9 protein-coding genes and 2 pseudogenes are annotated in these 12,341 nt (G+C 64.2%); 5 read left to right on the top strand and 6 right to left on the bottom strand.

Translation table 11 applies throughout. From position 1 onward, the window contains the following. Positions 1-1,290: pseudogene (locus tag AC2W7C_RS00295) on the top strand (aldehyde dehydrogenase family protein); the annotation flags it as partial. Here the strand turns inward: AC2W7C_RS00295 and AC2W7C_RS00290 are convergent. Both AC2W7C_RS00290 and AC2W7C_RS00285 read right to left on the bottom strand, forming a co-directional pair. Further along, positions 1,287-2,050, bottom strand: a pseudogene (locus AC2W7C_RS00290) (TonB-dependent receptor domain-containing protein). The pseudogenes AC2W7C_RS00295 and AC2W7C_RS00290 sit on opposite strands and share 4 nt — an antisense overlap. Beyond that, positions 2,047-2,361 carry a hypothetical protein gene (locus AC2W7C_RS00285; protein WP_485999647.1) on the bottom strand — a complete coding sequence of 105 codons (315 nt, stop codon included), beginning with the start codon at positions 2,359-2,361 and terminating at the stop codon, positions 2,047-2,049. Before AC2W7C_RS00285 ends, AC2W7C_RS00290 begins: the two are co-directional and overlap by 4 nt. A 39-nt stretch (positions 2,362-2,400) precedes the next feature. On the opposite strand from AC2W7C_RS00285, the gene AC2W7C_RS00280 reads away from it, so the two are divergent. The 4 genes from AC2W7C_RS00280 (at position 2,401) to AC2W7C_RS00265 (ending at position 5,970) form a co-directional block, all read left to right on the top strand. Beyond that, entirely contained in the window at positions 2,401-2,727 is a 327-nt protein-coding gene (locus AC2W7C_RS00280) for an ArsR/SmtB family transcription factor (protein WP_485999646.1), read from the top strand. After that, complete coding sequence (locus AC2W7C_RS00275) at positions 2,724-3,152, top strand: SRPBCC family protein (RefSeq protein WP_485999645.1); 429 nt, start codon at positions 2,724-2,726, stop codon at positions 3,150-3,152. The genes AC2W7C_RS00280 and AC2W7C_RS00275 overlap by 4 nt, the downstream gene beginning before the upstream one ends. 40 nt (positions 3,153-3,192) lie before the next feature. Continuing rightward, positions 3,193-3,639, top strand: coding sequence for an iron chaperone (locus AC2W7C_RS00270; protein WP_485999644.1), 447 nt, complete (start codon positions 3,193-3,195; stop codon positions 3,637-3,639). A 72-nt stretch (positions 3,640-3,711) separates the two neighbouring features. After that, positions 3,712-5,970 carry an ATP-binding cassette domain-containing protein gene (locus AC2W7C_RS00265; protein ID WP_485999649.1) on the top strand — a complete coding sequence of 753 codons (2,259 nt, stop codon included), beginning with the start codon at positions 3,712-3,714 and terminating at the stop codon, positions 5,968-5,970. 1,087 nt (positions 5,971-7,057) lie between these two features. Here AC2W7C_RS00265 and AC2W7C_RS00260 read toward each other — a convergent pair. The 4 genes from AC2W7C_RS00260 to AC2W7C_RS00245 all read right to left on the bottom strand — a co-directional run bounded on the left by AC2W7C_RS00260 (position 7,058) and on the right by AC2W7C_RS00245 (position 11,915). Beyond that, positions 7,058-9,157 (bottom strand): peptidase domain-containing ABC transporter, encoded by a 2,100-nt coding sequence (locus tag AC2W7C_RS00260; RefSeq protein WP_485999648.1) that lies wholly within the window; start codon positions 9,155-9,157, stop codon positions 7,058-7,060. Positions 9,158-9,162: 5 nt separating this feature from the next. Next, positions 9,163-9,837, bottom strand: coding sequence for a beta-barrel domain-containing protein (locus tag AC2W7C_RS00255; protein ID WP_485999643.1), 675 nt, complete (start codon positions 9,835-9,837; stop codon positions 9,163-9,165). 47 nt (positions 9,838-9,884) lie between these two features. Then, the gene (locus AC2W7C_RS00250) at positions 9,885-10,475 is read right to left on the bottom strand and encodes a hypothetical protein (protein ID WP_485999642.1); all 591 of its coding nucleotides are present in this window, start codon (positions 10,473-10,475) and stop codon (positions 9,885-9,887) included. 99 nt (positions 10,476-10,574) lie between these two features. Continuing rightward, positions 10,575-11,915 (bottom strand): hypothetical protein, encoded by a 1,341-nt coding sequence (locus tag AC2W7C_RS00245; RefSeq protein WP_485999641.1) that lies wholly within the window; start codon positions 11,913-11,915, stop codon positions 10,575-10,577. Positions 11,916-12,341: the final 426 nt, after the last annotated feature.

Genomic DNA, 12,341 nt, shown 5'->3' with positions numbered 1-12,341 from the left:
CGGCGTTCCCCGGCCTGGTCCGAGGCCTCGCCCCGAGGCCCCGCTCCGACATTCTGGACCGCGCCGGGACCCTGCTGATGGAGCGCCGCGAGGCTATCGGGACCCTGCTGTCGCGCGAGGAGGGGGAAGGAACCCTGGCCGAGGGGATCGGCGAGACCGCCCGCGCCGCCCGGGTGCTGAAGTATTTCGCCGGCGAGGCGCTGAGGCTGCACGGCCAGAACCTGGCCTCGGTGCGGCCCGGCGTGGAGATCCAGACCTATCGCCAAGCGGTGGGGGTGTTCGGCCTCATCACGCCCTGGAACTTCCCGATCGCCATCCCCGCGTGGAAGGCGGCGCCAGCTCTGGCGTTCGGCAACACGGTGGTGATGAAACCCGCCGGCCCGACGCCCGCCACGGCCGAGGCCCTGGTGGCGGTGCTGCACGAGGCGGGCCTGCCCAAGGGCGTGCTGAACATGGTCATCGGCCGCGGCGGCGTCGGCCAGGCGATCGTGGACCACAAAGACGTCGACGGCCTGTCATTCACCGGCTCGCAGGGAGTAGGCGCGGGGGGTCGCGGCCGGCGCCGCGGCGCGCCAGGCGCGGGTGCAGCTGGAGATGGGCGGCAAGAACCCGCTGATCGTGCTGGACGACGCCGACCTGGACCGTGGGGTGCAGATCGCTCTGGACGGATCATACTTCGCCACGGGCCAACGCTGCACGGCCTCCAGCCGGCTGATCGTGCAGGATGGCATCCACGACCGGTTCGTGGCGGCCCTTGCCGAGCGGCTGAAGGCGCTGAAGGTGGGCGCCGCGCTGGATCCCGCGACCCAGGTGGGGCCGGCGGTCAGCGAAGCCCAGATGGAGACCTCGTACCGCTACATCGACATCGCCCGCGAGGAAGGCGGCCGGATCGCCCAGGGCGGCGAACGCATCACGCTGGAGACGCCGGGCTGGTACGTCCAGCCGACCCTGATCGTCGACACCGCCGCCGGCATGCGGATCAACAACGAGGAGGTCTTCGGCCCGGTCGCCTCGACCGTGCGGGTGAAGAGCTATGAAGAGGCCCTGGAGATCGCCAACGGCGTCGAGTTCGGTCTGTCGGCGGGGATCGTCACGACGTCGCTGAAGCACGCCCGGGACTTCCAGCGGCGGGCGAAGGCGGGGATGACCGTGGTCAACCTGCCGACCGCCGGGGTCGACTATCACGTGCCGTTCGGCGGAACGAAGAAGTCCAGCTACGGCGCCCGCGAACAGGGCTTCGCGGCGGCGGACTTCTTCACTCAGACCAAGACCTCCTACACGGCGGGCTAGAACCGCCGCTCCACCTCGATTCCTACGATGCGCGGGGCCTCCAGCGCGCCGTAGACGGTGCCGTCGGCCCCGAAGGTCAGGTTCTCGAAGCCCAGGCCGCCGAAGCGGCGTTCGTCAGTGAGGTTGTCGGCGAACAGGCGCGCGGTCCAGGCCTCGGTCTCGTAGCCGAGTTGCAGGTCGATCGTCGTGGTGGCGCCCTGGCGGCCGTAATTCCGCTCGTCCAGGGCCATCGCGCCGGTGAAGTTGAACGCCGCTCGCGCGAACAGGCCCGAAGGATGCTGGTAGCGGGCGCTCAGATTGGCGTCGTAGTCGGGAACCAGCTTGATCGGATTGCCCGCCAGGTTCTCCATCCCGTTGAACAGGTAGCGGTAGACGGAGTCGACATAGCCGACGCTGCCGGAGAGGTTCCATTCGTCCGTCGGCCGCCAGCTGGCCTCGACCTCCACCCCGCGGCTGCGGATCGAGCCGAAGACCCGATGAAGTCCGACGAGACCGGGCGGCCGTTGGAGTCGGTGAGCACCCGGATCTCCTGCCAGTTGCTGGAATCGATCTGGAAGGCGGCGGCGCTCACGCTCAGCCGGCCGCCGGCGGAGCGCAGGCGCAGGCCGGCCCCGTAGCTCCACATCGATTCCGCCCGGTACCGAAGCACGTCGGGATCGGAGATCCCTTCCTGGGTGGCCGCCAGGTTGAAGCCGCCGGGGATCATGCCCTTGGCGACCGTCGCATAGACCGTAGCGTCGCGGGACGGCTCCCAGGTCACCGAGATCCGAGGCAGCACCGCATTGTCCGACGAGCCCAGCCTGGCGTCCGTGTAGTAGAGGATCGATCCTCGCCCAGGTCGAGCTGGCCCTCCCGCTGGATGGCGTTCTGACGCGTGTAGTCGTAGCGCAGGCCCGCGCTCAGGGTGACGTCGGGCAGGACGGGCGGGGTCCAGCGCACCGAGCCGAAGGCGGAATAGCTCTCGATCGTCCGGGTCTGAACCGGAGCGGCGACGTAGGCGTCCATCGTGCCCGGGCCGACGAAGGTGGATTTCTGATTGTCCTTCTCGCCCTTGACTAACTCATAGCTCAATGGTTATGGGTCAACTCATAGCTCGTGAGTTATCGATCTGTGACCCCGAATCCCCGCGATATCCTGTTCAAGACGCTCGCCGATCCCACTCGGCGCGCACTCTTCGAGCGCCTCTGCCGCGAGGGGGAACAGACGGTCGGGGCGCTGACGGCCCGAGCCGGGGTGTCGCAGCCGGCTGTCTCGAAGCATCTGGGCGTCCTCAGGGAGGCCGGGCTGGTGCGCGATCGCCAGGAAGGCCGGCAGACCCACTACAGCGCCCAGGTGGAGGCCCTGGCCCCCTTGGCCGACTGGACCCAGGAAATGGCCGGGTTCTGGGAGACCAGGATCGATCACCTCGAAAATTTGCTCAGAAGGATGGACCAATGACCACCGCCGCCGAAACGCGCTCCGTCGTCGTCGAACGGGAGATCCCCTTTCCGCCGCAGAAGATCTGGCGCGCGCTCACCCAACCCCATCTGATGCAGGAGTGGCTGATGAGGATCGACGACTTCAAGCCCGTGGTGGGCCATGGCTTCAGGCTCAGCGGGGACTGGGGCGGGGTGGACTGCGAGGTCCGGGCGGTCGAGCCGGACAGGAGCCTGTCCTACTCCTGGAACTACGCCCACCAGGACCCGGCCTACGCCTTGGAAAGCGTGGTGACCTTCACCCTCACCCAGACCCAGGCGGGAACCTGTCTGCGGATGGAGCAGACCGGCTTCCGGCCGGACCAGAAGCAGGCGCTGGGCGGCGCCCAGTTCGGCTGGACCCAGAACCTGGAGGCCCTCGAGAAGATCGTCGCTCGGGAAGGCTGACGCCCGGCGCAGCCCGCTGTTGAACTGGAAGGAGATCGTGATGAAGACCGCGGACAAGACCGCCAGGAGCGCCTTCTCGGACGCCGAGATGGAGGCGATGAAGGCTAAGATCGCCGAGGAGAAGGCGGCCCGGCGCAAGGGGGCGAAGAAGGGGGACGGCGAGCAGGACGTCCTGGCCGCCATCGCCGCAATGACCGGATCGGACCGCAAGCTGGCCGAGCGGATCCACGCTCTGGTCAAGGCCACGGCGCCGGACCTGTCGGCCAAGACCTGGTACGGCATGCCCGCTTACGCCGACAAGAACGGCAAGGTGGTCTGCTTTTTCCAGAGCTCGGCCAAGTTCAAGGTCCGGTACGCCACCTTCGGCTTCAACGAGGCCGCCCGGCTGGACGACGGGACCATGTGGCCGACGGCCTTCGCCCTGACCCAGCTGACCGAGGCTGACGAGGCGAAGATCGCGGCGCTGCTCAAGAAGGCCGTCGGCTGAACCTCGGCTTGACGGCGCGGCCCTCTGTCCCTGAGGTCGCTTCCCCAACCCTCGGAGAGACCGCCTGTGACCATGCCCGACTACGGCTCGATCAGGATCCGCGGCGCGCGGGAGAACAACCTCAAAGCCGTTTCGCTGGACATCCCCAAGCGCAAGATCACGGTCTTCTCGGGGGTGTCGGGCTCGGGGAAGTCGTCGCTGGTGTTCGGCACGATCGCGGCCGAGAGCCAGCGGCTGATCAACGAGACCTATCCGGCCTTCGTGCAGCAGTTCATGCCGCGCTACGGCCAGCCGGAGGCCGACGAGCTGGAGAACATCTCGGCGGCGATCATCGTCGACCAGCAGCGGCTGGGCGGCAATTCGCGCTCGACGGTCGCCACGGTGACTGACGCGGCGCAGATGCTGCGGGTGCTGTTCTCGCGGCTCGCGGAGCCGACGCTGGGATCGCCTTCGCTCTACTCCTACAACGACCCGCGCGGCATGTGCCCCGACTGCGAGGGCATCGGGCAGGTGGCGGCGATGGACATGTCGGCGGTGGTCGACGAGACCAAGTCCCTGAGCCAGGGCGCGCTGCTGGCCAAGGGCTTCGAGGTCGATAGCTGGTGGGCGGGCGGCTACTTCCACTCGGGCATGTTCGACGTGGACAAGCCGATCAAGGACTACACGCCCGAGGAGCGGACGAACCTGTTCGACCTGGACGACGGCCGGAAGGTCAAGGTCAACAAGATCAACATCACCTACGAGGGCGTGGTCGCCAAGCTGAAGAAGGGGCTGGGGTCGAAGGACCCGGAAACCCTGCAGCCGCACATGCGGGCTGAGTACGAGCGCATCTTCACCCGCGCCGTCTGCCCGGCCTGCCAGGGCGCGCGGCTGAACGCGGCGGCGCTGGCCAGCCGGGTCGCGGGCAAGAACATCGCCCAGATGTCGGCCATGCAGGTCAGCGACCTGGCCGAGCTGGTCCGCACCCTGGAGGCCCCGCGGGTCGGGCCGATGCTGGCCGCGCTGGCGGCGCGGCTCGACAACCTGGTCACCATCGGCCTGGGCTATCTGAGCCTGGATCGAGAGAGCTCCACCCTGTCGGGCGGAGAGAGCCAGCGGGTGAAGATGGTGCGCCATCTGGGTTCGTCCCTGACCGACATCACCTATGTCTTCGACGAGCCTTCGGTCGGGCTGCACCCGCACGACGTGGGCCGGTTGGCGGGGCTGATGCAGCAGCTGCGCGACAAGGGGAACACGGTGCTGATCGTCGAGCACAAGCCCGACATGATCGCCATCGCCGATCATGTGGTGGACATGGGGCCTTTCGCCGGGAGCAAGGGCGGCGAGGTGGTCTACCAGGGCGACTTCGCCGGTCTGTTGGCGTCGGGGACGCTGACCGGGGACCACATCGGCCGGCATCAGTCGATCAAGACGGTGGGGCGAAAGGCCGCCGGCGAACTGACCATCGCCAACGCCAGGCTGAATAACCTCAAGGACGTCACCGTCAGCATTCCCAAAGGCGTGCTGACGGCGGTGAGCGGGGTCGCCGGATCGGGCAAGTCAAGCCTGATCCAGGGCTGCCTGCCCAAGGCGTATCCCGAGACGATCATCATCGACCAGAACCTGGCCCGCGGCTCGCGGCGGTCCAACACCGCGACCTACACCGGCATCCTGGACAACGTCCGCAAGGCCTTCGCCAAGGCCAACGGCGTCGACGCCGCCCTGTTCTCGGCCAACTCCAAGGGGGCCTGCCCGGACTGCAACGGGCTGGGGGTGATCTACACCGACCTGGCCCATCTGGACCCCATGGTCACCACCTGCGAGACCTGCGAGGGCCGCCGTTTCACCGCCGAGGTGCTGACGCACCGTCTGCGCGGAAAGTCGATCAGCGACGTCTACGAGATGAGCGTGGCGGACGCGGCGACCTTCTTCACCGAGCCGGCGATCGCCAAGATCCTGCGGGGGCTCGACGACGTGGGCCTGGGCTACCTTACGCTGGGCCAGCCGCTGTCCACGCTGTCGGGCGGCGAGCGCCAGCGGCTGAAGCTGGCCGCCGAGCTGGGCAAGAAGGGCAATATCTACGTCCTGGACGAGCCCACGACGGGCCTGCACATGAATGATGTGGACACCCTGATCGGCCTGTTCGACCGACTGGTCGACGCGGGCTCGACGGTGATCGTCATCGAGCACAACCTGGATGTGCTCTCGCGCGCGGACTGGGTGATCGACCTGGGGCCGGGCGCGGGTCACGACGGGGGGACGGTGCAGTTCGAGGGGCCGCCGGCCGAGCTGGCCAAGAAGGCGGACACGCTGACCGGGCGCTACCTGGCCGAACGCCGAAGCGTCGCCTGAGGCTCAGAGGGCGGTGGCGGAGAGGGTTTCCTCCAGTGATGCCGCTATCGCGGCGTTGCAGAGGGATAGTGGAGATCACCCACGCATTTACCCCCGCGCCTGATCCTTGGGTTGATGGGCTACCGCTCCGTGCTCACATGAGCGTTCTCGTCCCCCGCCAACCCGGCGATGAACCCTGAAATCAGCGGCTTCAATAGCCAAGCAATGAATAAGGCTGTCAGTCCACCGGACACGAAGCCCAAGATGATGATCGTCGGGCACCTCTCTCAGGCATCATAGCGACCCCTGCGTCCGACGGGAGCCTCAGCCATTCCTGGGGGGCAGAGAAGGGCACCTTCGCGCCAGCGGTTGACACCCTGAGCGTCGAGAGCTGTCGGGGCCGCGCTCGGGCGACGGCGCTTTGTTGAATAGCTCTGTCGCCCGATCGCTACTTGCCCGTCTTAGCCGATCGCTCCAATCAGGGGAATGACGCGGCAGCGTCAGATCAGATGGCGCAGGGGAGCCATGCATGGCGCTCCACAATCACAAGCGTGGCGTTCGTTATCCGGGCGTGATGCATGCGCTTCGGCCAATACGGACCTGTGGTTCCGCCTTCCGCTTTCCACCTCGGTGAAATCTGCAAGCAAGGTCAGGCCACGTTGGCGTGCCAGCTCTTCAACAGCTGACTTCTGGGCATCTAGACCGAGGCCGCTGCGGCCCTGAGCTGCGGTACTTAACGCGATAATAGGCGACTGCTTTCATCGACCCTCCGAAACCGTCCTCGGTTATTGAGGCGAATCTTTCAACGAGCTAACAGCGCGTTCCGCGCCAGCACCGGATACTCCGTGATTCCGAAACTGTGCCCTAGCTTGATGCAACTCCCGTTCGCCCACGTTCAGCTATTCGATAACGTTTGGGACCACCCAACCAGATTTGCTGTCAGGCCTTGGCATGCAGCATGGATGCACTGGTTGCGCTCAACCCGTCAGCCAAAGAATCTCGGTTTGATTGCCCCTCGGCGCTCGGCTGAAGGCACTCCTCATTGCCCGATAAGCACGTCTGCGAATGAGGGTTGGGCGCTCGTAGCACCAGAGCGAGATGGACTCAATTACGAGACCGACTGCGGGGTGACCGGCGATCTCGTGATTTCCACCAGGCGACGATTCTGAAGCAGCACTACCCTATCGGCCGCGGCAATAGTCTCACGACGGTGAGCCACAATGATCCGAGTGATGGTCAGTGCTTTGATGGCTTCGTTGATGGATTGCTCGCGTGCGATATCCAAATGAGAGGTAGCCTCATCCAGTACGAGTATTCTCGGCCGCCGGTATAGGGCCCGCGCTAGGAGGACGCGCTGTTTCTGGCCGCCCGAGAGTGTCGATCCCATATCACCGACGAAAGTCTCGGCGCGCATTGGCATCGCCCTGATCTCCTCGTCGATCGAAGCCATGGCTAGGCACTTCCACACCCAATCCATGTCAATGTCTTCAGCGAAAAAGGCAACGTTCTCAGCAATCGAGCCGGAGATCAGTTCGTCGTCTTGCAGGACAACGCCCAGATTCCGTCGGACCGCGCGAGGCCCCCAGGCCGCGAGCGGAACATCGTCAATCGCGACCTCGCCATAGGTACTTGGGTAAAGGCCGCAGAGCACTTTGATCAGGGTGGATTTGCCGCCTCCGGACATGCCGACGACGGCGACGAATTCGCCTGGCTCGACACGCAGATTAACGCCTTGGAAGATCAAGGGCTCCTGAGGAGCGTATTGGAAAGCGAGGTTGCGCAGTTCGACCGCGCCTTCCATCGGTCTCAGGCCAACCCCGGCGTCATCAATTCCCTTCTCGACTGGAGTGAGTGCGATGTCAGCGATTCGGTCTGAATGCAGGTCCAGCATCCGCCAACTGACAAAAGTCTCGAACAGGCCTTGGGCCCGGCTGGTGAACTGGCTTTTATAGGCCATGAAGGCGTAGAGCACACCCACCGTCATGGCGTTGTCGATAATCGCAGAAGCGCCGAGATAGACGATGGCGACGTTCGCGATGGTGTCAGTCACGCCCTGAACCGATGAGAAGCCTATATTCGCGAAGGCGTTCCTTTGTCCCGTCCGAATCGTCTCTGCGAAGCGGTTGGACCAGTCTCCCTCGCGCTGAGTTTCGGCACCCATCACCTTGATCGTCTGGATAGCCCGTAGCGTCTCAATCCGCTTGCCCTGCTCAGCGATCACAGCCACCAGTGCGTCGCCAGCGAGCTGTATAGTCAGTGGGATCGAGACTAGCCGGATTATGACGTAGGCCAGCACGCCAGCGGCAGCGATCGCCGCCAGCTTCCAGGCGAAGATGATCATCATAACGAGCGTTACGGCCGCCAACAGACCGTCGATGACGGATCCCACTAGACCGTTTGCAAAAAGGGAGCGGACCGGCTCGATGCTCTCGAACCGAGACAAGGCATCGGCCAGTCGGCGACGCTGGAACCAGGGCAACGGGAGCCGCAGCAGGTGATGGAACAGCCGCCCGGTCATGTCCCAACCGAGCAAGGCGGACATCTTCTGCAGCGCGACGCCGCGCAGGGCCGTCGCGCCGACGTTGAATAGACCAAACAATCCGAAACCCAGCGCCAGAGCGCTGAGAAGACCTTTGTCTCCCTTCAGTGCGGCCTCGTCGATTGCCAATTGCATGTAGAAGGGACTGGCCACCACATAGGCTTGGAGGAGCAGGCTAAGGATCAAAACCTGAGCCAGGCCTCCAGCAATCACCGGCGTCATCCGGAATAGGCTGATGAGCTTAAGCGGCGACCGTTCCTTGCGACGCTTGAAGGTTGGCGAGCGCGATAACTCCAAAGCAATTCCGGTGAAGCGCTGGCCAACCTCGGCTATCGGCAGACGTCGAACCCCGCTCGCCGGATCATGGATAGTCACGTGCGTGCGTGTGGCCTTAATCAGCACAACGAAATGGTTGAGCCCCCAATGAAGGATGGCCGGCGCGCTCAGGTCACCGAGCTCATCGAGCTCGCATTTAAGAGGCCGGGAACTCATTTGCATCGCTGAAGCGATGATCATGATCTCGTCCAGCTTCAGGCCCCGGCTAGAGACGGGGTGCTTGCGTCGCAGGTCAGCCAGTTCAATCTGGGCGCCCAGCATGCCCGATGCGATCGCCAGACAGGCGAGACCGCATTCAGCCGCCTCGGTCTGGCGGATGGACCTAACGTACATCGTGCTCAAGCCTCGGAACGACGGCGGGCTGCGATGATCGGATCGAACAGCCATTCCCAGAGCGACCGGTCATCTAGGACTAAGTCAGCAGACAGACGCATGCCGGGTGTCAGCCGCCAAGTTCTGCCGTACCCCTCGACGGTCGGAGATTCGAGCGTGACCAGAATACGATACAAGGCTTCCTTGGTCTCGATCGGCACGGTTAAATCCGCCGGGTCGATTGGCGCCCCGGCGACAGAAGCGACCGTGCCGCGGCCGACGCCGAACTTCTGATAGGGGAAGGCGTCATACATCAGCCGCACTTGATCGCCGGGCCGAAGGAATCCAGCGGCGCGGGACGGCGCCCAAAGCTCCGCCTGCAACGTCTCGCCCTCGGGCAGGATGATCGCCAGCGCCCGACCGGGCTGAACGGGGATGCCTGGACGTGCGGAAAGGGCGACAACCCGGCCGGATTTGGCGGCTGTCAGGACGATCGCTCGCTCAGACAAGCGCTGTGCCTGCTTCTGTTCAAACTGCGCCCGCGCAAGATCGGCTCCGGCGGCGGATTGAACAGCTTGCGCCGTAAGCCGCCCTTCCTCCGCCGCCATCTGACGCAGCGAAGTTTGGTTTCGCCGCCTCTCTCTCTCGAACGACGCCACCCCCTGGCGGGCCGCGATCAGCGCCTCCTCGCGTTGGCGCAATTGGAGGGTCGAGAAAAGCTGGCGTTCGTGCAGAGCCCGACCCGCGGCTAGCGTCTCTTCGGCCAGGCGTACGCGATCCTGTTGTAGTCGCATGTTCTCGGCCAGTTGGCGTAAGTCTTCTTCGAGCCCGCTGCGACGAGCGCGGAGATCTTCCAGAGCTCGAGTGTTGGCCTCCGCCTCGGCGCGCGCCTGTTGAGCGAGGGCGGCCGCTCGCGAGCCGAGCTGGCTCCGATGATGGCGGACAGCGATCTCGAGATCGCCTCACCGTCCGTCACAATCCGATCGGTTGACATGACCAAGATGGGATCCCCAGCGCGAACCATCTGGCCCTCAGATGCGCGCACCTCCGAGATCACGCCAGCAATGAGCGGCGTCACCCGCACCGCGCCAGCGCTAGGCTGCAACACCCCGATAACGGTTTCCTTACGGGTATAGCGGCCGACGGCGAGGAAGGTCGCGACGGCGAGGAACAGTATCAGGAGGAAACCGGTCAGCCCCCAACCGGTGACGCCCATGGGGCGGACCGGTACGCCATATCGTGAAGTCGCGGCTTCCAGCGCTTGCCGACGAAAAAACCCACGGTCGATGAGGTTGGAAGCTGTGTCTTCAGCTTCGGCCAAACGCGAATCCTCATCCATACAGCACTGTCGTCCGCGTCATAGGAACCTATTTTGGAACGGCTGGTGGGCGCTGGTTGAGCGCTCTTGGCCGGAATGTACGAAAAGCGATGAGGCAGATCATGGCTGTGAAGGCCAAATATCGGCCAACCATTTCGTCAGCCGCTGCTCCGCTTCCAAACTTATGCCCGAAAGTTGATGCCCGCCAGCTGAGACATTTATGACTGTGTTCTGAGAAGTTTTTGCGGAGTCCCAAAGATCTTCAGGCCGGGACAAACCATCGGATTCGCCGAATTCAGAGAATATGGGGCCGCTCCATTCGAACGAACTGCGCCATTCGTCCATTTGGTCGCCAAATCCCCCTGAAGGAGCCCTCATAGGACCGAAACGAGATGCCTCTGAAAGCGCGGCGAAATCCGGGTTCAGGCGCTGAAGTTCGTAGGGATTGCCCCGCGCTTCGACGGGTCGGTAGGACAACCACGGTACGATGAGCCGCAGAGCGACATCGGATTCGCTCCCGCGTAGCCTGGACAGTTCAGCTGCCGTGGTCGCTGCCGCAATCGCCCCAAAGCTCGTTCCCTCCACCAGGATACGACCATTCGGCGATTGCCGCTGGACTGCGGTGGCGACGGAACGGGCATCAGCAACAAGACCCCGAACGCCCTCCTCCCTCAGCCGGAGACCAAACTCAGGACCCTGAGCGCCGGAGCCTTCGACGGCCACAACGTCAAAGCCTCGACGCAGCCAGGCGATCTCCTGAGCAAGGTATTGACCATGCGCATAGGTCGAGCCCGGGCCGCCCCTCCAAACGATGACAGTGCCTAGAGCTGGTCGGCTTAGCCTCGACATCCTCACGGGAATGCGTCGCTCGGATGTTCCCCAGTCATCGAAGGAAACCGTATGAGATGGAGGACGCAGTTCCGGGAAGACATTTTCGACAGCTTCACTGTCACAGTGAATCGTATTCTCGATGACGCCATCAGCGCCTAAGATGATATCGTGATCCCCGTCTACTTTCCTTGCTATATAGGCGAACCGGCCAGACCGACTATTGATCGTGACGCTTGAATAGTACGATGCTCCCGTCGGAGCCGGGATCACAATCCGATCGAAGGACCTTATCCGAGAGTCGTCGAAGGCCCCCGCGACTGCCCCCGTGGCGGTGTCAAAAATCGGCTCAGGGTTCACCAGATCGCTAAACACCGGCGTGAGCGTGCCGCCATCCAGTCTATGAAAGGCTCCGCCACCGACAAGATAGCCTTGGTCCGAAGCATCGTGCGCCCAAACCGCCCGTTCAGCTACATAGTGCGCACTCAGGTTGATCTCGGGACCCGGAGTATTTCCATCCGGCCCGCTCGTCAGCATCAGCTTATGGTCAGCGCGGCGGAGAGACGCTCCGTACCACTGCCCCTTCCAGAAGCTAACAGGACCAATCCGATAGCTCGCGTTCAGGCTCTCCAAGCCCTTGAGAGCATTCAGTGACGCTGAGTCAGGGACTCCGTTCACCCAGAATCTCGATCCGTCTCTCAGATCCGGCGTGGCGGCTATAGTCTCCGCAATTGGCGCGCAACCCGCCATCGTTTCAGGGCGCCTTCGGCGGGGGTGAGGAGAAGGTCATCATCGACCGTCCACGTCACCGATCGGAACGTGGTGGGCAGCAAAAGGCGAGTGGTAGTGCATTGCTCGCGACCGGCGGTCAGGCACGGGAGATCTGTCACGACCGCTTCGATCCTGCCTCCTTCGCCTGGCGCCCTGCTGAGCGGGCGATCCTGGGGAGCGGTCCACACCACCAAGTAGGCCCCCGAAGGTGATATGGAGGCGCGAGCAGAATTGCACAGCGCCTCCATTTGGACGTTCGGGGTGATGCGAAGCTCGGGGAGACTGTCG

The organism is Brevundimonas sp. CURTG3B2_SDJG (assembly GCF_057364705.1).
The sequence above is the reverse complement of the archived record's forward strand: the minus strand, read 5'-3'. Positions and strand labels throughout refer to the sequence as shown.

Bases quoted from the DNA above. Each gene is read 5' to 3' on its own strand.
- AC2W7C_RS00260 (WP_485999648.1), bottom strand. From the start codon at position 9,157: ATGTACGTTAGGTCCATCCGCCAGACCGAGGCGGCTGAATGCGGTCTC.
- AC2W7C_RS00265 (WP_485999649.1), top strand. From the start codon at position 3,712: ATGCCCGACTACGGCTCGATCAGGATCCGCGGCGCGCGGGAGAACAAC.
- AC2W7C_RS00250 (WP_485999642.1), bottom strand. From the start codon at position 10,475: ATGGATGAGGATTCGCGTTTGGCCGAAGCTGAAGACACAGCTTCCAAC.
- AC2W7C_RS00270 (WP_485999644.1), top strand. From the start codon at position 3,193: ATGAAGACCGCGGACAAGACCGCCAGGAGCGCCTTCTCGGACGCCGAG.
- AC2W7C_RS00275 (WP_485999645.1), top strand. From the start codon at position 2,724: ATGACCACCGCCGCCGAAACGCGCTCCGTCGTCGTCGAACGGGAGATC.